This is a genomic window from Rhodococcus sp. NKCM2511, from assembly GCF_014905595.1.
Taxonomy (GTDB): domain Bacteria; phylum Actinomycetota; class Actinomycetes; order Mycobacteriales; family Mycobacteriaceae; genus Rhodococcoides; species Rhodococcoides fascians.
This window is the reverse complement of the sequence record NZ_BNHJ02000001.1, coordinates 958715-982947: the sequence shown is the minus strand read 5'-3', so window position 1 is coordinate 982947 and position 24233 is coordinate 958715. Positions and strand designations below refer to the sequence as shown.

At 64.3% G+C, this 24233-nt stretch carries 23 protein-coding genes; 11 read left to right on the top strand and 12 right to left on the bottom strand.

Annotated features, from left to right (window positions below):
• Positions 1-94: 94 nt before the first annotated feature.
• Positions 95-1135, top strand: a complete 1041-nt coding sequence (trpS, locus tag JLZ96_RS04425; protein WP_032383967.1) for a tryptophan--tRNA ligase — start codon at positions 95-97, stop codon at positions 1133-1135.
• Positions 1136-1221: 86 nt separating this feature from the next.
• On the top strand, positions 1222-2241 hold the full coding sequence (gene yhjD / locus JLZ96_RS04420) for an inner membrane protein YhjD (RefSeq protein ID WP_032383966.1): 1020 nt from the start codon (positions 1222-1224) through the stop codon (positions 2239-2241).
• 43 nt (positions 2242-2284) lie between these two features.
• Here the strand turns inward: yhjD and JLZ96_RS04415 are convergent, their stop codons facing one another.
• Positions 2285-3601: a D-alanyl-D-alanine carboxypeptidase family protein gene (locus tag JLZ96_RS04415; RefSeq protein WP_032383965.1), complete on the bottom strand. Its 1317-nt coding sequence runs from the start codon at positions 3599-3601 to the stop codon at positions 2285-2287.
• A 259-nt stretch (positions 3602-3860) separates the two neighbouring features.
• On the opposite strand from JLZ96_RS04415, the gene JLZ96_RS04410 reads away from it, so the two are divergent.
• From JLZ96_RS04410 to JLZ96_RS04395, 4 genes are all read left to right on the top strand, one after another.
• Entirely contained in the window at positions 3861-4811 is a 951-nt protein-coding gene (locus JLZ96_RS04410) for a substrate-binding domain-containing protein (RefSeq protein WP_236254065.1), read from the top strand.
• 27 nt (positions 4812-4838) lie between these two features.
• A complete protein-coding gene (locus JLZ96_RS04405) occupies positions 4839-5897 on the top strand; it encodes an ABC transporter permease (protein ID WP_032366677.1) in 1059 nt (352 codons plus the stop codon).
• A gap of 2 nt (positions 5898-5899) precedes the next feature.
• Positions 5900-6712, top strand: a complete 813-nt coding sequence (locus JLZ96_RS04400) for an ATP-binding cassette domain-containing protein (protein WP_167326918.1) — start codon at positions 5900-5902, stop codon at positions 6710-6712.
• Between the two features lie 84 nt (positions 6713-6796).
• On the top strand, positions 6797-8035 hold the full coding sequence (locus JLZ96_RS04395; protein WP_052073823.1) for an acyl-CoA dehydrogenase family protein: 1239 nt from the start codon (positions 6797-6799) through the stop codon (positions 8033-8035).
• 61 nt (positions 8036-8096) lie between these two features.
• Here the strand turns inward: JLZ96_RS04395 and JLZ96_RS04390 are convergent, their stop codons facing one another.
• Genes JLZ96_RS04390 through sdhC form a run of 4 tightly spaced genes read right to left on the bottom strand, consistent with a single transcriptional unit; the run spans position 8097 to position 11511 of the window.
• Complete coding sequence (locus JLZ96_RS04390; protein WP_027496417.1) at positions 8097-8879, bottom strand: succinate dehydrogenase iron-sulfur subunit; 783 nt, start codon at positions 8877-8879, stop codon at positions 8097-8099.
• A gap of 1 nt (position 8880) precedes the next feature.
• Positions 8881-10632, bottom strand: a complete 1752-nt coding sequence (sdhA, locus tag JLZ96_RS04385) for a succinate dehydrogenase flavoprotein subunit (RefSeq protein WP_027496418.1) — start codon at positions 10630-10632, stop codon at positions 8881-8883.
• Positions 10633-10648: 16 nt separating this feature from the next.
• On the bottom strand, positions 10649-11101 hold the full coding sequence (locus JLZ96_RS04380; RefSeq protein WP_027496419.1) for a succinate dehydrogenase hydrophobic membrane anchor subunit: 453 nt from the start codon (positions 11099-11101) through the stop codon (positions 10649-10651).
• Entirely contained in the window at positions 11101-11511 is a 411-nt protein-coding gene (gene sdhC, locus JLZ96_RS04375; RefSeq protein WP_072692119.1) for a succinate dehydrogenase, cytochrome b556 subunit, read from the bottom strand. The genes JLZ96_RS04380 and sdhC overlap by 1 nt, the downstream gene beginning before the upstream one ends.
• A gap of 265 nt (positions 11512-11776) precedes the next feature.
• Between sdhC and JLZ96_RS04370 the strand changes: the two genes are divergently transcribed.
• Together JLZ96_RS04370 and JLZ96_RS04365 are read left to right on the top strand one after the other, a co-directional pair.
• Positions 11777-12190, top strand: a complete 414-nt coding sequence (locus JLZ96_RS04370; RefSeq protein WP_027496421.1) for a cytidine deaminase — start codon at positions 11777-11779, stop codon at positions 12188-12190.
• Complete coding sequence (locus JLZ96_RS04365; RefSeq protein WP_032408072.1) at positions 12183-13466, top strand: thymidine phosphorylase; 1284 nt, start codon at positions 12183-12185, stop codon at positions 13464-13466. The genes JLZ96_RS04370 and JLZ96_RS04365 overlap by 8 nt, the downstream gene beginning before the upstream one ends.
• A gap of 9 nt (positions 13467-13475) precedes the next feature.
• On the opposite strand, the gene JLZ96_RS04360 is transcribed toward JLZ96_RS04365, so the two are convergent.
• Complete coding sequence (locus JLZ96_RS04360; RefSeq protein WP_027496423.1) at positions 13476-14843, bottom strand: aspartate aminotransferase family protein; 1368 nt, start codon at positions 14841-14843, stop codon at positions 13476-13478.
• Positions 14840-15304, bottom strand: a complete 465-nt coding sequence (locus JLZ96_RS04355; protein ID WP_032366674.1) for an Lrp/AsnC family transcriptional regulator — start codon at positions 15302-15304, stop codon at positions 14840-14842. The genes JLZ96_RS04360 and JLZ96_RS04355 overlap by 4 nt, the downstream gene beginning before the upstream one ends.
• A gap of 142 nt (positions 15305-15446) precedes the next feature.
• On the opposite strand from JLZ96_RS04355, the gene JLZ96_RS04350 reads away from it, so the two are divergent.
• Both JLZ96_RS04350 and JLZ96_RS04345 read left to right on the top strand, forming a co-directional pair.
• Positions 15447-16949: a gamma-aminobutyraldehyde dehydrogenase gene (locus JLZ96_RS04350; RefSeq protein ID WP_201009551.1), complete on the top strand. Its 1503-nt coding sequence runs from the start codon at positions 15447-15449 to the stop codon at positions 16947-16949.
• On the top strand, positions 16946-18367 hold the full coding sequence (locus JLZ96_RS04345; RefSeq protein WP_201009550.1) for an FAD-binding oxidoreductase: 1422 nt from the start codon (positions 16946-16948) through the stop codon (positions 18365-18367). The genes JLZ96_RS04350 and JLZ96_RS04345 overlap by 4 nt, the downstream gene beginning before the upstream one ends.
• Before the next feature lie 71 nt (positions 18368-18438).
• On the opposite strand, the gene JLZ96_RS04340 is transcribed toward JLZ96_RS04345, so the two are convergent.
• Positions 18439-19293: a universal stress protein gene (locus JLZ96_RS04340; RefSeq protein WP_094650066.1), complete on the bottom strand. Its 855-nt coding sequence runs from the start codon at positions 19291-19293 to the stop codon at positions 18439-18441.
• A 19-nt stretch (positions 19294-19312) separates the two neighbouring features.
• Complete coding sequence (locus JLZ96_RS04335; protein ID WP_032371009.1) at positions 19313-20815, bottom strand: APC family permease; 1503 nt, start codon at positions 20813-20815, stop codon at positions 19313-19315.
• A gap of 244 nt (positions 20816-21059) precedes the next feature.
• Here JLZ96_RS04335 and JLZ96_RS04330 point away from each other — a divergent pair, with 244 nt between their 5' ends.
• Positions 21060-22184 carry an adenosine deaminase gene (locus tag JLZ96_RS04330; protein ID WP_045841980.1) on the top strand — a complete coding sequence of 375 codons (1125 nt, stop codon included), beginning with the start codon at positions 21060-21062 and terminating at the stop codon, positions 22182-22184.
• 30 nt (positions 22185-22214) lie between these two features.
• On the opposite strand, the gene JLZ96_RS04325 is transcribed toward JLZ96_RS04330, so the two are convergent.
• From JLZ96_RS04325 to JLZ96_RS04315, 3 genes are read right to left on the bottom strand one after another with little or no spacing between them, the layout of a single operon-like run.
• A complete protein-coding gene (locus JLZ96_RS04325) occupies positions 22215-23522 on the bottom strand; it encodes a primosomal protein (RefSeq protein ID WP_201009549.1) in 1308 nt (435 codons plus the stop codon).
• Between the two features lie 15 nt (positions 23523-23537).
• Positions 23538-23864, bottom strand: a complete 327-nt coding sequence (locus JLZ96_RS04320; RefSeq protein WP_201009548.1) for a YbaB/EbfC family nucleoid-associated protein — start codon at positions 23862-23864, stop codon at positions 23538-23540.
• Positions 23861-24199 carry a hypothetical protein gene (locus tag JLZ96_RS04315; RefSeq protein ID WP_201009547.1) on the bottom strand — a complete coding sequence of 113 codons (339 nt, stop codon included), beginning with the start codon at positions 24197-24199 and terminating at the stop codon, positions 23861-23863. Before JLZ96_RS04315 ends, JLZ96_RS04320 begins: the two co-directional genes overlap by 4 nt.
• Between the last annotated feature and the right edge of the window lie 34 nt (positions 24200-24233).

Here is a 24233-nt window from a genome sequence, read left to right as displayed (position 1 = left end):
CGGAGTGACCGGGGTGCTAGGAGCGGAGCCTGCGGAGCGGCTGGTGTGGCAAGGCAATCGGTACGGGTCGGGGACGGCGTGAAAAGATTGCCGCATGTCTTCTCCTGACTCGATCGACACGTCGCAGGGTCCGCGTCGTCGGGTGCTCTCGGGCATCCAACCGACGGCGGATTCTTTCCATCTCGGTAACTACCTGGGTGCTGTGCGGAACTGGGTGGAGTTGCAGGAGGAGTTCGATGCGTTCTACTTCGTTCCCGATCTCCATGCGATCACGGTTCCGCAGGACCCGAAGGAATTGCGCCGGCGCACCCGGATAGCGGCCGCACAACTGTTGGCGGTGGGTATCGATCCCGAGAAGTCGACGTTGTTCGTGCAGAGCCAGGTTCCCGAGCATGCGCAGTTGGCGTGGGTTCTCAACTGCATCACCGGGTTCGGCGAAGCCGGCCGGATGACGCAGTTCAAGGACAAGTCCGCCAAGCAGGGTCGCGATCACACCAGCGTCGGGTTGTTCACCTATCCCATTCTGCAGGCCGCGGACATCCTGCTGTACCGGCCGAATCTCGTTCCGGTGGGCGAGGATCAGCGTCAGCATCTGGAGTTGACTCGCGATCTGGCGCAGAGGTTCAACTCGCGGTTCAAGAAGACCTTCGTGGTTCCCGATGCACACATCATCAAGGGCACGGCCAAGATCTTCGACCTGCAGGATCCGACGGCGAAGATGAGCAAGTCGTCGTCGAATCCGGCGGGCATCGTCAACATCCTGGACGATCCGAAGGTGTCCGCGAAGAAGATTCGTTCGGCAGTGACGGACAACGAACGCGATATCGTCTTCGATCCGGAGAACAAGGCAGGCGTCAGCAATCTTCTGGTGATTCAGTCCGCTCTGTCCGGGAAGAGCATCGATGATCTGGTCGCCGGTTACGCAGGCAAGGGCTACGGCGATCTCAAGTCCGACACTGCCGACGTGCTGACCGAGTTCGTGGTTCCGCTGCGCGAACGAATGGACGGATTCATGTCCGACGTAGCCGAATTGGATCGCCTCCTCGCTGTCGGTGCGGATCGAGCCAGGGAGGTCGCGAGCAGAACGCTGGCTCAGGTGTACGACAGGGTGGGGTTCCTTCCTCCCGGCGCATAGCCCTGTCAGTACACGATATTCGCGCTACACGACATTTCGAGGACACGGCCCGAACAGCCGCCGACGACAGCGAAAAGGTGAGTGCCATGCCCGATTTCAAGGCCATGCTCGACGATCGGCGTGCTCGGTGGCCGTGGCTGGATCACACTGTTGTTGCCGCCCAGCGGTATCAGGGGCAGAAGGGCGATTACTACGCCGCGGGGATGACGTATTTCAGTGTGCTGGCGTTGTTTCCGCTGCTGATGGTTGCATTCGCCGTTGCCGGGTTCGTACTGGTGAATCAGCCCGAATGGCTTGCCGAGATTCAGTCGCAGATCGCGGAGAATGTCCCGGGCAGCTTCGGTGAGACGATCAGCTCGCTGATCGATACCGCGATCGAGTCCCGTACCGGTGTCGGTGTCATCGGCCTGCTCGGCGCGCTGTACGCGGGGCTCGGATGGGTGGCCAATCTGCGTGAGGCCCTGACCGCGATGTGGGAAAGCCAGCACGAGGCGGGCGGATTCCTTGCGACCAAGGCCAAGGACCTCGCGGCTCTGCTCGGCCTGGGAGCAGCACTGGTGCTATCTCTCGGGCTGTCCGCGTTGGCCGGGGGCGGCGTCATGCGTGGCATTCTCGAATGGTTGAACCTCGATTCCGTTCCCGGCGTCGGAGTGGCGCTGCGGGTCTTCTCGATACTGCTCGCGCTTGCCGGAACCTGGGCGCTGTTCACCTGGGTGATCTCACGTCTGCCGCGCGAACCGGTGTCGTGGCGCAGTGCGGCCAAAGGTGCACTGTTGGCCGCAGTCGGTTTCGAGATCTTCAAGCAACTCGGCGCGATCTACCTCGCGTCCGTCACGAGCGGGCCCGCCGGAGTCGTGTTCGGTCCCATCATCGGTCTGTTGGTGTTCGTGTTCACGACGTCGCGGTTGGTGCTGTTCTCGACTGCGTTCGCAGCCACCACTCGGGAGAGCCTTGCTGACGCTCATGTGCCGGCACCGGACCCCGCGGTGATCAACACCCGGGTCGAGGTGAGCGACGGCCCGGGTGTCAAGGGTGGTCTGGCCTTGGTGGGCGCGGGCGCTCTGGCCGCTCTGGGTATCGCTGGACTTCGCAATCGGCGACGCTGATCCGAGGCAACCTACTTGCGAATGTGAGAGGCGGCGGGGGAGTTCAGGGGCGGCGAGACAGTGTGCGTGCGCCCCACAGCAAACCGGCCACGACCAGTGCACCGATGACCCCGATTGCGATGCGCACGACCGTGTCGCCCTGCGCCTGCAGATCGGATTGTCGGGTACCCGATTCGGCACTCGACGCCGACGCAGGGGGTCGAGCAAGGGTCGGCACCGCGCCGGTCGCACGTGTACTCGTCACCGGCGACGTGGAATCCGGTTCGACCAGATCGCCGACGCTGCTGCTCGGGTCGAGGGCGAACCCGTAGTCGAGCAGCCGAGCCGCCTGTTCCCACGGCCGGATCGGTAGCACGTCACCCTTCATGATCGTTACGACCAGACGGCGACCGTTGCGTTCGGCACCCGCCACGAAGGTCTGGCGGGCATCGTCGGTGTAGCCGGTCTTGCCGCCGAGAGCGCCCGGATAGTTGTAGAGCAGCTGGTTGTCGTTGGACAGCGTGAAACCGGGGCGGTCCTGGTCGTCGGGGATCGTGGGATCCTTCGGATAGCCGGGAAATTGCACGTTCTCGGTCGAAATCAGTTGCGCGAAGGTCGAATTGCGCATGGCCTCCCGGTAGAACAGTGCCAGGTCGTAGGCCGAGCTGGCCATGCCGGGACCGTCCAGGCCGGAGGGAGTCGCGGTCCGTGTGTCGAGCGCGCCCAACTCTGCTGCCTTGGCATTCATCTTCTCGACGGTCGCGGCGTCACCTCCCAGCTGAGTCGACAAGGCATGCGCGGCATCGTTTCCCGACGCCATGACCAGGCCCTGCAACAGTTGCAGATTGGTGTAGACACCGTTCTTCCCGATGCCGACGGCGCTGCCTTCTGCGTCGGCGTCCTCGGCCGTCGCGGTGATCTGTTTGCCGAGGTCCAGCTCGTCCAGAGCGACGAGGGCGAGCAGTATTTTGATCGTGCTCGCCGGTCGGTGCCGACCGTGTGGATCCTTGGCGGCTACCACCGATCCGGAATCGAGGTCTGCCACCACGAACCCGGTTGCCGAGATGTCCGCGGGCAGTGGGGGCGCGCCGTCCGGCACGATCGCGCCGCACTCGGCCAGTCGGGATCCGCCCACCGGGTCCGCCGGGATCGGAACAGGTTGTGGCGCAGCGCTACCCGGAGCCGGAACTTCCGAGGAATCGATCGCCGGGGGCGGAGAGGCCGCGAACGGGCACGCGTCGGTGTTCGGCGTCGTGAACGGTGGCGTCGTCGATGCGACGGGTGGCTCGACTGCCGGCTGCGCCGATGCCGGGCCGCTGCCGACGCCGGCGAGAGCGAGAGCTGTCGCCCACACGGCTACGAACTTTCGAGTCCTTTTCATCGCGAATTACCATAGGCGCTGCAGAGGTCACCGAGGCCGCGACCCACCGGGGAGCGGGCCGGTTCGAAGGCCTGCCAAACTACGTCCATCGTCTGTGATCGGCATTACGTTGTACAGACAGCGATCCGCCGAGCTGTACTACCGACAGCTCGGTCGCCCGAGAGGAACCCGGATGACATTTCGACAGGCGGCCCGTACCGGCTCGCTCCGCTCGGTTCGACGCCGCGCCGGTGGGGCGGGTGTCGCGCTCGGGTTGGTGATGGTGCTGACGCTGACGGCCTGTTCGAGCACCGGTGGGGCTCCACGGTCCACCGACAGCGGCAGCAATGCGGGAGTGGCGAACACGCCTGCGGCGACGGTAGCGATGATCACGCACGAGGTACCGGGCGACACGTTCTGGGATCTCATCCGAAAGGGAGCCGAGGCCGCAGCCGCCAAGGACAACATCGAGCTCCGCTACTCGGCCGATCCGGAGGCACCCAATCAAGCCAATCTCGTTCAGAGCGCGATCGACTCGAAGGTCGACGGCATCGCTCTGACACTGGCCAAGCCCGAGGCCATGGCTCCGGCTGTCGAGGCGGCAACCGCAGCGGGCATCCCGGTCGTCGCCTTCAATTCCGGCTACGACGCATGGAGCGCAACGGGGGTGCAGCAGTACTTCGGTCAGGACGAAACCATTGCGGGTAGGGCTGCCGGGGCGCGGCTCACCGAAGACGGTGCGCGAAAGACCTTGTGCATCATCCAGGAGCAGGGTGCAGTAGCGCTCGAAGCGCGCTGCGCAGGAGTTCGACAGGGCTTCACCGGGGGCAGCACCGAAATTCTGAACGTCAACAGCAAGGACATGCCGTCGGTCGAGGCGACGATCACCGCGAAGCTCCAGCAGGACCCGAGCATCGACCACGTCGTTGCGCTCGCTGCCCCTATCGCACTGACCGCGGTGCAGTCGAAGACCAATGCCGGTAGCGACGCCACCGTCGTCACGTTCGACACCAACGCGGCCCTCGTCGACGCGATCGAGTCCGGTGACGTCGCCTGGGCCATCGATCAGCAGCCTTATCTGCAGGGTTATCTCGCCATCGACTCCCTGTGGCTCTACCTCAACAACGGCAACACCATCGGCGGCGGCACCCCGGTGCTCACCGGCCCGGCCTTCGTCGACTCGACCAACATCGAGGCCATCGCCGAGTACGCCCGCAACGGAACTCGCTGAGCGTCGTCCGGACGCGGAAGGAACATCATGCCAACACAGGCCGACCCGGCTTCGGGAACGCACGCCGTGATCCTGGACGAGCGGGTGAAGAAGCAGAAACCGTTGCAGCGCTTGCTGATTCGCCCAGAGATGGGTGCCCTGTTCGGTGCGATCGCCATCTTCGTCTTCTTCTGCATCGTCGCGCCGCCGTTTCGGTCTCCCGAAGCACTGGCAACCGTGCTGTACGCGTCGTCGACGATCGGAATCATGGCGATCGGTGTCGCGCTGCTGATGATCGGCGGCGAGTTCGACCTGTCCACCGGGGTCGCGGTCACGTTCTCCTCGATCATGGCCTCGATGCTCGCCTACAACCTGCACCTCAACGTGTGGACCGGAGCTGTGCTGGCGCTGGGCCTGGCATCGGCGGTCGGCTTCGTCAACGGGTATCTGGTGACGAAGACGAGGATTCCGTCGTTCCTGATCACGCTGGCGTCGTTCCTGATGCTCACCGGCATCAATCTGGCCGTCACCAAACTCGTCACCGGACAGGTTGCTACCCCGTCGATCTCGGACATGCAGGGCTTCGACTCGGCGAAAGCCGTGTTCTCCTCGTCGTTCTCGCTGTTCGGGGTCTCCATCCGCATCACCGTCGTGTGGTGGGTCGTGTTCACACTCGTGGCCACGTGGGTGCTCATGAGAACTCGCATCGGTAACTGGATCTTCGCCGTCGGCGGCGATCAGGAATCGGCCAGGGCCGTCGGTGTTCCGGTGACCAAGGTCAAGATCGGCCTGTTCGTGTTCGTAGGGTTCTGCGCGTGGTTCGTCGGGATGCACCTGCTGTTCGCGTTCGACACCGTGCAGTCCGGCCAAGGCGTCGGCAACGAATTCCTCTACATCATCGCGGCAGTCATCGGAGGATGTCTGCTCACGGGTGGGTACGGCACCGCCGTCGGAGCCTTCATCGGTGCGTTCATCTTCGGAATGACCAACCAGGGCATCGTGTATGCAGGATGGAATCCCGACTGGTTCAAGTTCTTTCTCGGCGCGATGCTCCTCTTCGCCGTGATCGCCAACAACTCCTTCCGTAACTACGCGGCGAAAAGGTGAGCATGACTACCTCCTCGGACCAGCCCGTCCAGTCGCCGTCGGGCGCGTCGGCGCCGCTCATCGAGCTGAAGAACGTCGGTAAGAACTACGGCAACATCGTGGCGCTGCACGGAATCGACCTACGCGTCGGCGCCGGTGAGGTCACCGGAGTTCTCGGTGACAACGGCGCGGGCAAGTCCACGTTGATCAAGATCATGGCGGGCCTGCACAAGCAGTCCGAGGGGGAGCTGTTCGTCGACGGCACACCGAGGACGTTCGACTCGCCGAGGGATGCTCTCGACCTGGGTATCGCGACGGTCTACCAGGATCTTGCCGTGGTCGCGCTGATGCCGGTGTGGCGCAACTTCTTTCTCGGCCAGGAGCTCACGAAGGGCAGATTCTTCAAGACTCTGGACACGAACGCCATGCGCGCGACGACCATCGAAGAGCTGCGCAAGATGGGCATCGATCTGCCCGACGTCGATGCCCCCATCGGGGCGCTGTCCGGCGGTCAGCGGCAATGCGTGGCAATTGCGCGCGCGATCTTCTTCGGAGCCCGTGTGCTGATTCTCGACGAGCCCACCGCGGCGCTGGGAGTCAAACAATCCGGGATGGTGCTGCGCTACATCTCCGCCGCCAAAGAGCAGGGACTGGGCGTCGTGTTCATCACCCACAATCCTCACCACGCGTACCTGGTGGGCGATCATTTCGTCCTGCTCGACCGCGGCCGCCAGAAATTGGACTGCACCTACGACGACATCTCGCTCGACGAGCTCACGACCGAAATGGCCGGGGGCCAGGAGCTCGCAACCCTCACCCACGAACTCGGTCGCTGAGACCCGCGATGGGTGAGACAGGGGCACGGCGGGTAGAAGAGCAATAGTGGTGCCCGAGGGCGGCACCGGACGAAGGAGTCGACCATGAGCAAGCACGAGCCCCTCGGGCCACTGTCGCCGGACTTCCTCGAATCGGATTTCTACGGGTATCAGGGCTTGCTCGACGAGGCCGAAGTCGACGTGGTGCTGCGTACCCGCCGGTTCCTCCAGGAGCAGGTTGCGCCGCGAGCCAACGAGTTCTGGGAGAAGGCCGTCTCACCGGTACACCTCATGCCGGCCATCGCCGACCTCGAAATCGCGGGTCTGGGATACGCCTTCAAGGAACCGGGTCGTTCCGCAGGCTCCACTCCTGTTGACCGCAAGGCCTCCCGCAAACTACTCACCGGCTGGCTCGAGATGGAATTCGCGCGGGTCGATCCGTCCACCGGAACGATGTTCAGCGTGCACAGTTCGCTGGCGATGAGCAGTATCTCGATTCTGGGGTCCGAGGAACAGCGCGAGCGGTGGTTGCCCGCCATGCGCCGAATGGAGACGATCGGCGCGTTCGGACTCTCCGAACCGCACGGCGGATCGGACGTCGCCGGCGGGTTGGAGACCACGGCTCGCCTCGATGGAGACCATTGGATTCTCAACGGAAGCAAGCGATGGATCGGTAATGCGACCTTCGCGGACCTGACGATCGTCTTCGCGAAGGACGAGGCGGACGGCGAGGTCAAGGGCTTCGTGGTCGAGAAGGAATTCGAGGGGTTCCGGGCCGAGAAGATCGAGGGGAAGTACTCGCTTCGCGCCGTGGAGAACGCCGACGTTCATCTCGAGAACTGCCGCGTCCCGGTCGCCAACAAGCTGGCCGAGGCCAACTCGTTCGCCGACACCGCCAAGGTGCTTCGGCTGACCCGCGGAGGAGTGGCGTTCCAAGCCGTCGGCGTCATGATGGGCGCGTACGAGCGAGCCGTCGCCTACGCGCGCGAACGGGAGCAGTTCGGGTCTCCGATCGCCTCGTTCCAGCTCATTGCCGATCTCATCGCGCGGATGACGGCGAACATCACCGCGTCTCTGGGGATGGCCGTTCGCGTCGCACAACTGCAGGGCAACGGAGTTCATCACGACGAGCATGCGGCGCTCGCGAAGACGTTCTGCACGACGCGTCTGCGCGAGGTGGTCGGATGGGCCCGAGAGATCATGGGCGGCAACGGAATTCTCATCGAGCACGAAGTCATCAGGTTCTTCTCCGATGCCGAGGCGTTGTACTCGTACGAGGGCACCGCTCAGATCAACAACCTCATCGTCGGCCGCGGCGTGACGGGTTACAGCGCGTTCGTGTGACGGACAGACGAAAGCGCCCCTTCGCGTCTGCGAAGGGGCGCTTTCGTCGTAGCCGTGGAGATCAGCGAGCGAACAGCAGTGCGCGCTTGACTTCCTGGATGGCCTTGGTCACCTGGATGCCACGAGGGCATGCGTCGGTGCAGTTGAACGTGGTGCGGCAGCGCCACACACCCTCGACGTCGTTGAGGATGTCCAGACGCTCGGTGGCACCCTCGTCACGGCTGTCGAAGATGAACCGGTGCGCGTTGACGATGGCCGCCGGACCGAAGTAGCTTCCGTCGCTCCAGAACACCGGGCACGAGGTGGTGCAGCACGCACACAGGATGCACTTGGTGGTGTCGTCGAAACGGGCGCGGTCCGCAGCCGACTGAATGCGCTCGCGGGTCGGCTCGTTGCCCGTCGTCATGAGGAACGGCTTCACGGCGCGGAACGCGTCGAAGAAGGGCTCCATGTTGACGATGAGATCCTTCTCCACCGGCAAGCCACGGATGGGCTCGATGGTGATGTTGAGGGTCTTCGACGAATCCTTCGGCAGCATGTCGCGCATCAGCACCTTGCAGGCGAGACGGTTGACGCCGTTGATGCGCATCGCGTCACTGCCACAGACGCCGTGGGCGCACGAGCGACGAAACGTCAGAGTTCCGTCGAGGTAGCCCTTGACGTAGTGCAGCAGGTTGAGCAGACGGTCGGTGGGCAGCGTGGGGACCTGGAAGGTGTCCCAGTACTGGCCGTCGCCGCTCTCGGGGTTGAAACGAGCGATCTTGAGCGTGACCATGACCGCGCCGTCGGGCACGGGAGGCAGATCGTTCTGTTCGGACTTCTTGTCCAGTGTGGGTGCGCTCATGTCAGTACTTCCGCTCCATCGGCTCGTAGCGGGTCTGGATTACCGGCTTGTAGTCCAGGCGGATCTCGGTGAGCAAACCTTCGCCCTCCTTGTAGGCCATGGTGTGCTTCATGTACTCGGCGTCGTTGCGATCGGGGAAGTCCTCGCGAGCGTGTCCGCCGCGTGATTCCTTGCGATTGAGCGCTCCGACGACGGTCACCTCGGCCATCTCGAGCAGGAAGCCGAGTTCGATGGCTTCGAGCAGGTCGCTGTTGTAGCGCTTGCCCTTGTCCGCGACGGTGATGTGGTTGTAGCGCTCCTTGAGGGCGCGCACATCCTTCAGCGCCGTCTCGAGGCGTTCCTGCGTGCGGAAGACCGACGCGTTGTTGTCCATCGACTGCTGCATCTCGGAACGGATGTCGGCCACCCGCTCGTGACCGTGGTCGGACAGGATCAGCTCGAGCCAGTCCTGCACCATCTTCGCCGGCTCCTCGGGGAGCGGGGTGAAGTCCACCGAGTTGGCGTACTCGGCCGCGGCGATGCCCGCACGACGACCGAAGACGTTGATGTCGAGCAGCGAGTTGGTTCCCAGACGGTTCGCGCCGTGCACCGACACACAGGCGCACTCACCTGCCGCGTACAGGCCGGGGACGATGTCCTCGTTGTTGCGCAGCACCTCACCGCGAATCTTGGTGGGGATACCGCCCATGACGTAGTGACAGGTCGGGTAGACCGGCACCGGCTCCTTGACGGGGTCGACACCGAGGTAGGTGCGCGAGAACTCCATGATGTCGGGGAGCTTCTCGTCGAGAACTTCCTCGGGGATGTGGGTGACGTCGATGTAGACGTAGTCCTTGTTGGGACCACCGCCGCGTCCCTCGAGAACCTCGAGCACCATCGACCGCGCCACGATGTCGCGCGGAGCGAGGTCCTTGATGGTCGGGGCGTACCGCTCCATGAAGCGTTCACCCGACTCGTTGCGCAGAATGCCGCCTTCGCCGCGGACGGCCTCGGAGATGAGGATGCCCAGGCCTGCGAGGCCGGTCGGATGGAACTGGTGGAACTCCATGTCCTCCAAGGGAAGTCCCTTGCGGAACACGATGCTCATGCCGTCGCCGGTCAGAGTGTGCGCGTTGGAGGTCGTCTTGTAGATACGTCCCGAGCCGCCGGTCGCGAAGATGATCGACTTGGCGTGGAAGATGTGCAGTTCGCCGGTGGCGAGTTCGTAGGCGATGATGCCGGTGGCAACCGGCCCGTCGTCCGTCTCGGTCAGGCAGAGATCGAGCGCGTAGAACTCGTTGTAGAACTCGACGTCGTGCTTGACGCAGTTCTGGTAGAGCGTCTGCAGAATCATGTGACCGGTGCGGTCGGCTGCGTAGCACGCGCGACGAACGGGTGCCTTGCCGTGGTCACGGGTGTGGCCGCCGAAGCGTCGCTGGTCGATCTTTCCTTCGGGCGTCCGGTTGAACGGAAGACCCATCTTCTCGAGGTCGAGGACGGCGTCGATGGCCTCCTTGGCCATGATCTCCACCGCGTCCTGGTCGGCGAGGTAGTCGCCGCCCTTGACGGTGTCGAACGTGTGCCACTCCCAGTTGTCTTCCTCCACGTTGGCCAGGGCGGCACACATGCCGCCCTGAGCTGCTCCGGTGTGGGAGCGGGTGGGGTAGAGCTTGGTCAATACGGCTGTCCGAGCACGGGGTCCGGCTTCGATCGCAGCACGCATTCCGGCACCGCCTGCGCCGACGATCAGTACGTCGTAACGATGTTCCTGCATGTAAGCGTCAGTGTCCTTAGCTCGCCGAGATGTTGGGATCGAAGGTGAAGATGACGTAGGTGCCGACGCCCATGATGAGGATCATCGACAGCACCAGCAAGGTCGTCAGCCAGAATCGCGTCGAGTCCTTGCGGGAGTAGTCGGCGATGATGGTGCGCAGACCGTTGCCGCCGTGCAGCTGTGCCAGCCACAGCATCGTCAGATCCCAGAACTGCCAGAACGGGCTGGCCCAACGGCCGGCGACGAAGGCGAAGTTGATGCGGTGTACGCCGTCGTCGAGCATCAGCATGATGAACATGTGGCCCAGGACCAGCACGACGAGTGCCAGGCCGGAGAACCGCATGAACAGCCACGCGTAGAGCTCGAAGTTGCCCTTGCTCTGACGCCGCGGCGAACGCGGGTTGGCCAGGCTGGCCGGACGGTCGTAGTTCGTGCCGAGGACCTTCGCCTCGGGACCCTGCGTCGACATCAGTGACCACCCGCCGTGAACATGTTGTAGAAGATTCGTCCCGCGCCCGGGATCATGACGACGAGCCAGACGACTGCGATGACCCAGAGCATCAGCTTCTGGTACTGCGGTCCCTTGGCCCAGAAGTCGATCAGCATGACTCGGATGCCGTTCAACGCGTGGTACAGCACTGCCGCGACGAGGCCGAGTTCCATGAGTCCGACGAGCGGGGTCTTGTAGGTTTCGATGATGGCGTCGTACGTCTCGGGATTGACCCGAACCATCGCCGTGTCGAGAACGTGGACGAACAAGAAGAAGAACGTCAACACGCCTGTGATGCGGTGCAGAACCCAGGACCACATTCCCGGGTCCCCGCGGTACAGAGACCGCTTGCGCTCCTTGACCGGAGCGGCTTCCGTCGTGCTACTCATCGAGTGCAATGCCTCCAACGTCGTTGGTGGACGCGTCGAGCCCGGTGGCCGGGCTTAACCTGGCTCGATTTGTCGCGATTCGGCCCTAGTGCTGGTTGTACTAGCCGCTTGATAGAAACTGTAAACCCATTCGAAACACGGAACTAATTCGACTCGAGGTTCGTATGGTGCCGAAATCCCGTGTTAGGTTTGCCTTCCCAATTCAATCGGGCGGTTTCGGGTAGATCTCTGCATCAATTCAGACAGCGTGATTGGATGGGTGACCATGAACGAAATCGACTGGAATGCGTTGCGCGACAATGCCCATGGGGCCATGAGGCACGCATACGCCCCGTACTCCAATTTTCCGGTGGGCGCGGCAGCTCTGGTGGACGACAATCGCATTGTCACCGGGTGCAATGTGGAAAATGTCTCATACGGTTTGGGCCTGTGCGCCGAGTGCGGGTTGGTGTCGAACCTGCACTCGACCGGCGGGGGCAGGCTCGTTGCCTTTTCCTGTTGCGATTCCCGACGCGAGATCCTCATGCCGTGCGGGCGGTGCAGGCAGTTGCTGTACGAGTTCGGCGGCGCGGATCTGCTCGTCGATACCGCCACCGGGCCGCGGCGACTGGCAGAGTTGCTCCCGGACGCATTCGGCCCCGACAACCTCGACGAAGGACGCGTGAACAACCATGCCTGACGCCGTATCGATCATCAGCGCCAAACGCGACGGACGCGTTCTCGACGACGAGCAGATCGAGTGGGTGATCGCCGAGTTCACCCGCGGAAGCGTCGCGCCGGAACAGATGTCGGCGTTGGCGATGGCAATTCTGCTGCGCGGATTGTCGCGCCGGGAGTTGAGTACGTGGACGAACGCCATGATCGCGTCGGGCACGCGAATGGACTTCTCCGCGTTGCCGCTCCCTACCGTGGACAAGCACTCGACCGGTGGCGTCGGAGACAAGATCACGCTGCCGCTCGCACCCTTGGTCGCTGCGTGCGGAGCGGCGGTGCCGCAACTGTCGGGCCGCGGGCTGGGGCATACCGGGGGCACCTTGGACAAGCTCGAGTCCATCCCCGGATGGCGAGCTGATCTCAGCGGCGACGAGATGCACCGGATTCTTGCCGACCCCGCCGTGGGCGCGGTGGTCTGCGCGGCAGGCGCAGATCTGGCTCCGGCCGACAAGAAGCTCTACGCCCTGCGCGACGTCACCGGAACCGTCGAGTCGATTCCGTTGATCGCCAGTTCGATCATGAGCAAGAAGATCGCGGAGGGCACGGGCGCGTTGGTGCTCGACGTGAAGGTCGGGGCGGGCGCGTTCATGAAGAACGTCGACGATGCACGCGAACTGGCAACGGCGATGGTCGAACTCGGAACGGATGCGGGCGTACGGACCCTGGCGGTGCTGACGGCGATGGACACACCGCTCGGCCTCACCGCGGGCAACGCGCTCGAAGTGCAGGAGTCGGTGGAGGTTCTGGCCGGCGGCGGGCCGGCGGACATCGTGGAGCTGACGATCACGCTGGCACGCACCATGCTCGCCGCGGCCGGGATCGAGGGCATCGATCCGGCAGACAAGCTTGCCGACGGGTCCGCCATGGACCGGTGGCGCACGATGATCGCGGCGCAGGGCGGCGACCCCGACGCCGCTCTGCCCGTCGCCCGTGAGAGCCAGGAATTCACTGCGACGCAGGACGGTGTCGTCACCGGCTTGGACGCGATGGGCGTCGGCCTCGCGGCGTGGCGGCTCGGCGCGGGCCGGGAGCGGCAGGGCGAGCCGGTACAGAGCGCAGCCGGCGTGCGTCTGCATGCCAAGCCGGGCGATCGGGTTCGCGCCGGGGATCGGTTGGCCACTCTGTACACCGACACCCCGGAGAAGTTCGACTACGCACAGCAGGCCCTCGAGGGCAGCTGGGAGATCGGCACCACCGCCGCGCAGCCGACCCCCCTCGTCATCGACCGGATCGGGCAGTAACGCCGGCGGTCAGATCAGGTTGCCCGCCTCGGTCAGCACGCTGCGCAGAATCTGTTCCATCTCGTCGAACTCCTTCTGCCCGCAGATCAATGGCGGAGCCAGCTGTACCACCGGGTCGCCGCGGTCGTCGGCCCGGCAGTACAGCCCGGCGTCGAACAGGGCGGTGGACAGGAACCCGCGGAGGATGCGTTCTGCTTCGGCGTCGCTGAACGTTTCCTTCGTGGCCTTGTCCTTCACCAACTCGATGCCGTAGAAGTACCCCTCGCCGCGCACATCGCCGACGATGGGCAGATCGTGCAGTTTTTCGAGCGTCGCGCGGAACGCGGGTGCGTTGTCCGCAACGTGGGCGTTGAGCCCCTCGCGCTCGAAGATGTCGAGATTGGCCATGGCGACGGCTGCGGAGACGGGGTGTCCGCCGAAGGTGTAGCCGTGGGCGAAGCTCGACGTGCCGTCGTCGAACGGCTCGAAGAGCTTGTCGGAGGCGATCATCGCGCCGATGGGGGAGTAGCCCGAGGTCATTCCCTTGGCGCAGGTGATGATGTCGGGCACGTAGCCGAAGTCGTTGCAGGCGAACATCGATCCGATGCGCCCGAACGCGCAGATGACCTCGTCCGAGACCAACAGGACGTCGTAGCGATCGCAGATCTCGCGGACCCGCTCGAAGTATCCGGGTGGAGGAGGGAAGCAGCCACCCGCATTCTGGACCGGTTCGAGGAACACCGCGGCCACCGAGTCGGGGCCCTCGAATTCGATGGCCTCGGCGATGCGGTCGGCCGCCCAGATTCCGAACGCCTTGGGATCGGTGTCCATGGGGGCCGCAGCCCGATAGATATTGGTGTTCGGCACCCGAAATGCGCCCGGGGTCAACGGTTCGAACGGTTCCTTGAGTGCCGGGATACCGGTGATGGCCAGAGCGCCCTGCGGGGTGCCATGGTACGCGATGGCACGCGAGATCACCTTGTGCTTACCTGGTTTGCCGACCTTCTTGAAATACTGCTTGGCCAGCTTCCACGCGCTCTCGACTGCTTCGCCACCGCCGGTGGTGAAGAAAACTCGATTGAGGTCCCCAGGGGCGTATCCGGCGAGCCGTTCGGCGAGTTCGATGGCAGGCTCGGTGGCATACGACCACAGTGGGAAGAACGCCAATTCCTTGGCCTGCTTGGCCGCGGCCTCGGCCAGTTCTTCGCGGCCGTGCCCCACCTGAACCACGAACAGGCCCGACAGACCGTCGATGTAGCTCTTGCCGTTCGAGTCCCAGATGGTCGAACCCTCGCCGCGGGTGATGATCGGGGGAGTGACCCCGCCGCCGTGACGGGTGAAGTGGCCCCACAGATGCTTTGCCGCGGAGGCGTCGAGCTCGGATGTGGTTCGCGTCATCGTGTTCCCCAATTGTATTGCTGCTTGACGAGTTTCAGATAGACCAGGGTTTCGGTACTGGTGACCGAGTCGAGGCTGCGGATCTGCTTGTTGAGAATCCGTAGTAGTTGTTCGTCGTCCTCGCACACCACTTCGACAACGATGTCGAAGGAGCCTGCCGTGAGGACCACGTAGTCGATCGCGTCGATCGCCGAGAGTTGCTCGGCCAGTGCATGACTGTCCCCGGTGCACTTGATGCCGATCATGGCCTGCCGCTTGAATCCGACCTGTACCGGATCGGTGACGGCGACGATCTGCATGACGCCGGAGTCCGTCAGGCGTTGAACACGTTGCCGCACGGCAGCTTCCGACAACCCGACTGCTTTGCCGATCGCGGCGTAGGAACGTCGCCCGTCCTCCTGAAGTTGTTCGATGATCGCCTTGGAGACGTCGTCGAGTGCGATGGGTGACTGATCCGGCATCGGTCGATCTTGTCACCGACACCGCCGCCGACACAAGCGATAGGCGATGAAATTCGCAATAAATATCTGTTTCGACGACAGAATCGGTTGTTGCGGGATCGGAAACCGGGCGAATCCGTGGATCGGTCGGTATCGTGCAGTCATGGCGAACATTCCTGGTTGTTGGATCGACGGACGCGCAGTGGACGGCAGCGGCGACCGCTGCGGCGTCGAGAACCCGGCGACCGGAACCGTGGTGTCCGAGTTCGGTCTCGCCACGGCAGCGGACGTCGAAGCGGCTCTCGTTCGAGCGCGCTCGGCGCTACCGCAGTGGGCCACCGCAACTCCGGCCCAGCGCGGCGCGGTGCTTGCCGAGTTGGCGCGATCGGTGGCGGCCGACGCCGAATTCGCCACCGAAGAGGTGGCCCAGACCGGCAAAAGCGTGCGTCTGGCAACGGAGTTCGACGTTCCGGGCAGCGTCGACAACATCGAGTTCTTCGCCGGAGCTGCCCGACATCTGGACGGCAAGGCAGCGGCCGAGTACTCGGGCGAACACACCTCGGCCATCCGACGCGACCCGGTCGGCGTGGTCGGATCGATCACGCCGTGGAACTATCCGCTGCAGATGGCCGTCTGGAAGGCGATCCCGGCGTTGGCGGCCGGGTGTTCCATCGTGCTCAAGCCCAGTGAACTCACGCCTCTGACCACGCTGCGTCTGGCGCGTCTCGCCTCGGAGGCCGGCCTGCCCGACGGGGTGTTCAACGTGGTCACCGGAACCGGAGCGGAGGCCGGAGTCGCGTTGTCCTCGCATGCGGGCCTGGACCTGATGACTTTCACCGGTTCCACTCCCGTCGGGAGGCAGGTGATGTCGCAGGCTGCCATGCACGGCACCCGGGTGCAGCTCGAACTCGGCGGCAAGGCCCCCTTCGTGGTGTTCGACGATGCCGACCTCGAGGCTGCGATTCACGGTGCCGTCGCCGGTTCGTTGATCAACGGCGGACAGGACTGCACGGCAGCCACCCGCGCCATCGTCGCGGACTCCCTGTACGACGATTTCGTCGCCGGAGTAGCCGAGGTGATGGAACGCGTCGTCATGGGAGATCCGACGGATCCGGCGACCGACATGGGATCGCTGATCTCGATCGCGCATCGGGATCGGGTTGCGGCCATGGTGGATCGGGCTCGCGATACCGGAGCGAGGATCGTCACCGGAGGCCGTGTCCCGGACGGTAGGGGTGCTTTCTACCCGCCGACGTTGATCGCCGATGTGGGTGAGCAGGACGAGATCTACCGCGACGAGGTGTTCGGACCGGTGCTCACGGTGTCGCGGCACTACGGCGACGACGATGCGATTCGGCGGGCCAACGACACCGCGTTCGGACTGGCGGCCTCGGCGTGGACCCGCGACGTGTACCGCGCGGGCCGAGCGTCGCGGGAGATCGCGGCCGGTTGTGTGTGGATCAACGACCACATCCCGATCATCAGCGAGATGCCGCACGGCGGATTCGGAGCGTCGGGCTTCGGCAAGGACATGTCGAGCTACTCGCTCGACGAGTACCTCACCGTCAAACACGTGATGACCGACATCACCGGTGTGGCCCGAAAGTCCTGGCATCGCACCGTTTTCGCTAGCGCAGGACCCGAGGATCAGGAGCTACGACGATGAGCGCATCCTGGGCTACCGAACCCACCGATCGCGGCGTGGCGATGGTTCTCGGAGCAGCGCCGCAGCCCTTCTGGCTCGACCGACCGGAACGACCGACGCCCAGACCGCGGCACTCCGGTTCGACGTCTGCGGATCTGGTGATCGTCGGCGGCGGGTTCACCGGATTGTGGGCGGCTCTGCAGGCGGCAGAGGAGAACCCCGACAGATCGATTGTCTTGCTCGAAGGCGACCGCATTGCCGAGGGTGCCACCGGACGCAACGGCGGCTTCTGCGCGGCCAGCCTGACGCACGGACTGGGCAACGGACTCGACCGGTATGCCGACGAACTACCCGAGTTGCTGCGAATGGGAACCGAGACGCTCGACGCGATCTGCGCGACTGCGAAGAAGTACGGAATCGACGCCGACATCGAACGCACCGGCGAGCTCGACATCGCCAATTTCGACTGGCAGGTCGACGACCTCCGTGAGCTCGGCGACGAGGGGAGACGACTGTCGCAACCGATGGAATACCTCGACGCCGCTGCAGTGAGAGCCAAAATCACCTCACCGATGGCGCGCGGTGCCCTGTTCGACCCCGACGTCGCGATGATCGATCCTGCCAAATTGGCCTGGGGCCTGGCCGACGCGGCGGAGTCGCTCGGCGTACGCATCCACGAGAACACTCGGGCCTTGTCGATCGACAAGTCCAGCAACGGTATTCGGGTGAAGACGGGCTACGGCACCATCGAGGCAGCCAAGGTTCTGCTGGCCACCTCGGCATCGAAATCGTTGCGGCGCAAGCTCCGTCACTGGATAGTCCCGGTGTGGGACTACGTGATCATGACCGAACCACTGACGCCGGCGCAGCTCGCCGCAATCGGCTGGTCCGGCCGCGAAGGATTGGCCGACTCCGGCAATCGATTCCACTACTTCCGGTTGACGGCCGACGATCGCATCCTGTTCGGTGGGTGGGACGCGCACTACTTCTACGGTAGCGACACCGACCCACGCCGAACCCAACATCCAGAAGAGTTTGCGTTGCTCGCCGAACATCTGCTGCAGATGTTCCCAGCCCTCGAGGGAATCCGTGCCACCCACGCGTGGGGCGGATCGATCGACACGTGCTCGCGGTTCAGTGCCTTCTGGGATCTCGGCATGAACGGACGGGTGGCCTCGGTGGCCGGGTTCACCGGCCTCGGCGTCGGCGCGTCGCACTTCGGGGCCCGCACCGCGCTCGACCTACTCGACGGCAAGGACACCGAACGGACACGCCTGAAGATGGTGCGTACCAAGCCGTTGCCGTTTCCACCCGAGCCCCTCAAGTCGATCGGGATCAACATCACTCGTGCGCAGTTCGCTCGTGCAGACCGCAACGAGGGACGGCGGGGATTGTGGCTGAAGGGAATGGACGCGTTGGGTCTGGGCTTCGACAGTTAGAGCGGCTGCGCCGCACGTGAGTGGAAACTCGGGCTCTGCTACGCATTTCCACTCACATGCGGCGAAGCCGCTCACTCGTGCGGAACGACGACCACCGGCACCGGGGCAGCACGCAGAATCTTGGCGGCACTCGAGCCCAGGAACACTCGCTTGGGGGTCGCCAGCCGACTGGAGCCGAGCAACAACACATCGCCCGGCTTCCACTCGAGGTTGCCCACGGCCTCGTCCAGTGTCGACCCGTCGGCCACCACGGATTCCAGGCCCTCGATGCCGGGGAGAGTGCGGGCCGCGAGTTCCAGATTCTCCTGTGCGGCAGCGACTTGCCGTCGACGCGTGTCCAGTGAAGTCTCGTCGCTCGGGGTTCCGGTCGATTCCAGAGAGACCAGCGAGACCAATCGAAGAGGCACGTGCGCAGCGCTGGCGAGAGTGAAAGCGAACGGCAACGGGTTCGGGGCGGATGACCGGGTGGGGACGGCGACGGTGAGATCGGTGATCGGTGCGCTGGAGAGCCGGTAGCCCCGAGGGGCAAGTGCCAACGGAACTTCCGAGGCGTGCAGAAGCTGACCGGCGACCGAGCCGATCGAATGTCGGTTCAGCAGGCCGTCACTGGCACCGCCGACAACGATCATGTCGGCATCGGAGTTCACGGCGAAGTCGATCAGGGCGCGGGCGAACGACTCGTGGCCGATCACGTGCGTGGTCACCTCGATACCCGACGGGACCTGGGCGGCCGCGTCGTCCACCCAGCCCCTCGCCTTGGCCTCGAGGATCTTTCGATAGGGTCCGCTGCCTTCCATGACAGGTTCGTCGACGGCCATGACCAGCACGATGTCGATGGACGCGTCGAGGGCGCGGGCGAGGGCGGTGGCCAGGGCTACGCCGTCGTCGCCGCTGGGGGTGGCGAGGTAGCCGACGGTGATCTTCATGAGTTTCGGTCCTTCTCTTCTAATAAGTGTCCGGAACCTTGACTTCGGTGGACGCGGTGAGTGTCTTGCCCTGGAAGAAATCCTTGTTACCCACGAAGCAGAGCAGCATCAGTGGGATTCCGAGTACCAGCATGCCGACACCGAGGACGAACACTCCGCCGATCGGACCGTAGACGGTGTAACCGTAGTCGGGCTTGATCATGTCGACTGCGCTCTGCACGAACGCCCACGTCATGGACAGCCCGCCGAGAAGTGGAAAGATGCCGCGCATGAACAGGTTTCGGGCGGACGAGAACAGTGTCCGACGGAAGTACCATGTGCATGCGTATGCCGTGATGCCGTAGTAGAACGCGACCGCGAGTCCGAGCGATGCCACCGAATCCTGCAGCGCGTTGGCGCTGACGAAGGTGAGCACCAGGTAGAACATCAGGGCTGCGGCACCCATCACGAGCGTGCCGAAGCCGGGCGTCATGTACTTGGGGTGCACGCTGGCGAACCGCTTGGGGATTGCCTCGTACACAGCCATCGACAGTGTTCCGCGGGCCGTGGGCAGGATGGTCGTCTGTGTAGAGGACAGCGCCGAGATGGACACCGTCAACAGCAGCAGCGACGCGACGATCGAGCCGGCGACCGGATCGCCGAGAATGGTGAGCACATCGTCGACGTTGTCCGGATTGTTCAGACCGATACCCGTGTCTCCGAACCCCGCGAACGACTGCACGGCGTATCCGACGAGCACGTAGGTCGCGACGAGAATCAGCGTGGTGATCACTGCGGCTCGTCCCGGCGTCTTCTCCGAGTCCTTCGTTTCCTCGCCGACGGCAAGGCAGGCATCCCATCCCCAGTAGATGAAGATGCACAGGATGATGGCCTGGGCCGCGTCGGACATCGTCACCCCGGTGGGCACCAACCAGCTCCATTGCGGCGTGATGGCCTGCGGACCGGCCGTACCTGTCCCCACCTTGACCAGTGCCGTCACCGACACTCCGATGAGTACGCCGAACTGGACGACCAGCAACACGTTCTGCATGCGTTCGCTGATGAGGATGCCGCGAAAACTGACGTAGGTCATCGCGACGATGAAGAACGAACCGAGGGCGACCTTGGCCGCGGTCGACTCCGCCAAGTCCGACAGGCCGAGGAACTCGAACAGGTAGATGGCTGCGATCTCGGCGACGTTGGCCAGCACGATGATCGCCGAGACGGCCAGCCCCCACCCGGCCATCCAACCGACCCAGGGCCCGAAGGCCTTGGTGCCCCAGGTGAACGACGTCCCGCAATCAGGTGTGTCGCGCCCGAGCTCGCGGTAGGCGAAGGCGGTGAGCAGCATCGGAACGAAGGCGATGAGAAACATCGACGGTGCTTTGTCGCCGACGGCCAGAACGACGTAGCCGAGGGTGGCGGCGAGACTGTAGGCCGGGGCCACCGCCGACAGTCCGATGACGATGTTGCCGACCAACCCGAGCGCGCCGGTGTTGAGTCCCTTGCCCGGAATGGTGTTGGGCGGTTCCGCAATCGACATAGGTCTCTCCGAGGTTCGAGTCGACCGAGGCGTCGGAAGGGGACCCGACAGAATCGGTCGCGTGTGATGGATGAACACTACGATTTCCGTCGCCGATTCGCTGTGTATCGACGGAATAGTTTTCATCGGAGTAACAATGCAACGAAATAGGTCGCGGAAGCGGCGGACGTCGGGGGAATCCGCGGACTCGCCGAGTGGCGATGACAGGCGCGCGTCCGCGCACGACGCGCGCTACCGTCGACACATGAGCACCGCGGAGAACACTCAGTCCTCGATCGGTGGCAGTGCGCCACTCGATCTCGCGTCCATCAGGTCGGCTCCGAAGGCGTTGCTCCACGACCACCTCGACGGCGGACTCCGACCGCAGACCGTGCTCGAACTGGCCGACGAATGCGGATACGACGGGTTACCCGCGACCGACGGTGCCGCTCTGGGGGAGTGGTTCCGCGACGCAGCGGACAGTGGATCGCTCGAGCGCTACCTCGAGACCTTCGCGCACACCGTGGCCGTCATGCAAACCCCCGAGGGGTTGTTCAGGGTGGCGCGCGAATGCGCCGAGGATCTGGCCGACGACGGCGTCGTGTACGCCGAGGTGCGCTTCGCGCCGGAACAGCACCTCGAACGCGGGCTGACCCTCGACGAGGTCGTCACCCACACCCTCGCCGGTTTCGAGGCGGGCATCTCCGCAGCCAAGGTGCGGGGCAAGAACATCACCATAGGCACCCTGCTGACGGCCATGCGGCACGCCGCACGTTCACGAGAGATCGCGGAACTGACGGTGCGTTTCCGTGACCGCGGGGTGGTGGGCTTCGACATCGCCGGGGCCGAGGCGGGCTTCCCTCCCAGCCGCCATCTCGACGCCTTCGAATATATGCGAGCCAGCAACGCGCACTTCACCATTCACGCAGGCGAAGCGTTCGGTTTGCCGTCCATCCAGGAAGCGGTGGCGTTCTGCGGGACCGACCGGCTCGGACACGGAGTGCGGATCACCGACGACATCACCACGAACTCCGACGGCACGCCGTCACTCGGTCTGTTGGCCGCGTACGTCCGCGACACCAGGATGCCTCTGGAGTTGTGCCCCAGTTCCAACGTGCAGACCGGTGCCGTCGAATCGTTGGCGACGCACCCCTTCGATCTGCTCGCACGACTGCGGTTTCGCGTCACCGTGAACACCGACAACCGATTGATGAGCGACACCTCGATGAGCCGAGAGATGGTCAAACTGGTGGATACGTTCGGCTACGGGTGGAGTGACCTCGAGCGATTCACCATCAATGCGATGAAGTCCGCATTCCTGCCGTTCGACGAGCGATTGGCGTTGATCGACGACGTCATCAAGCCCGGCTACGCGGTGCTGATCGGCTGACGAGCGAGCGCGCGGCCGGGCGAGAACGCCCTACTTCTTGCGGAGACGGCTCTCGAACTCTCGCTCGAGGGCTCGCCAGGCCTCGGCCTCGACGTCGAACGGTGCGCTCGGGGCCAGCCGATCGGGACTGGGCTCGAGGGTGTACGAGACGTACCAGCCCAACGGTGTGGACGTGGCGAGGGCCTCGTCCACCGAGCTGTCGCCGGCGAAATCGGCTGCATCGGTGAACAATTCGACGGCAAGATCGAGCTGGTCGACGTCCACTGCGGTGGGCCCGTCGGCAAGGTCGTCGGCGAGTCCGGGCAGTACGTAGACGTTGTCGTCGGTGATCGTGATGTCCAGGGAGCCGTCGATCGCGGCGGTCTGAACATCGGAGTAGGTGCTGACCTGCGCCAGATCGTGATCGTGATCGTCGGCGAGATAGCGAGCCAGCGACCGCTCGGACCCGAACACGCTGATGGCTCCACCGCGGCCGAGGAAGACGGGCTTGTCGCCGAGGTAGCACCGCAGGGTGTACAGCGTGTCGTCGGACGTGATGATGCGAATGGGATCGATACCGACGGTGGTCCAGAACGTCTCCTCCGCCGCGGCAGCGGCGATGGGATCTCGGTCGACGTCGTCCTCGTCGCTCTCTGCGTCGTCGTCGGACTCGTCGTCCTCGGTGTCGTCGTCGGACTCGTCGTCCTCGGTGTCGTCGTCGATGTCGTCCGTTGCGTCGTCTGCATCGACGGCGTTCTCCGCAGCCGCGGTGATCTCCGCGTCGGCGACGGCAACGGCGGCGCTGTCGACGTCGGGGGAGGTCACGATGGAATCGACTGCGTCGAGGACTTCGTCCCAATGCTTCGCCACTGCTGCACCGATGCGGTCCCACAGCTCGGCACCTTCACGGCCGAGAAAGTTCTCGACGCCACCGGCCACCGCTCCGACGAACGGATTGGTTCCGAAAAAGCTTGTCACGGGCCGTAGTTCGCAGACATCACCGATGGACGAGACGATGTCGAAGGTGGCCTGCAGTTCGGCGAGAACGTCGGCTTCGGGGTCTGCAGCCACCAGCTCGGGCACTGCGACGAGGTCGAACCGATGCAGCTCGTCGGGCTCGAGTTCGTAGGCCGCGAGAGCGGACACCACCGGCCACGACGGGTGGTCGACGAGGTCGTTGTCGTCGTCGGATCGGACGAATGCGGCGAGCTCGGCAACCGTGGCGAATCCGTAGAGATCTTCCTCGTGTCCGAGGAATGCCTCCCATTCGTCGTCGCCTTCTCGCCACTCCGGTGCCCACAGTGTCGAGAAGTCACCGGCGGTCAGACCGAGTTCGATCGGGATGATGTCTCCAGCCATGGCGCGAAGCCTATCTCAGGAGTCTGTGAACGAATCCTGCAGACTTTGCAGGATGGTCTCGCGCTGGTCCAACGCTGCGGACGCCGCCTCGGCGGCTGTGAGAACGATGGTCGACGCGAGTTCGCGGGCAGTCACCGATCCGAGATCCTCCGCGAGATCGAGACCGACCATGGCCCCGGTACCGTCCGCGACGACGGTCACGAGCCCGTTGGGTGAGGCCACTCGAATCCTGATGTGGTCGACGCGCTCCTGTGTCTCACGCAATCCGTCGAGCCGGTGTCGGGCTTTGTCGATCACGTTGTCGATCACGGTGTCGAGATCGGTGGGGTGAGAGTGGGTCATACCGGTCGCAACCAACTAGTGGGTGCCGGTTCCTGGGCCAGATCGTCGTTCGCGTCGGCGGCCACTCGGGCGTCGGTCGGCAGACCCAGGCGATCGAGGATGTCGGCGGGAACCCCGTCCTCGGCCAACCGGATTCGGCGCTGTGCCCGAGCGGCTGTGGTCGCCCGCGTGCATCGATCCAGGATCGTCGACGCCAATGCTGTTCCCCCGAAACGTAGTTCACCTTCGTCGATAGCGATTGCGATCGGCACTCCATGCTCGGTGGCGCGAACGGATACCGAGCCGGATCGAGTTGCCGATACCGCGCTGACGACGGTGGTGTTCGCGTCCGTCATCGACTTCCTCTCATTCGGTCTGCCTCTCGTTCGG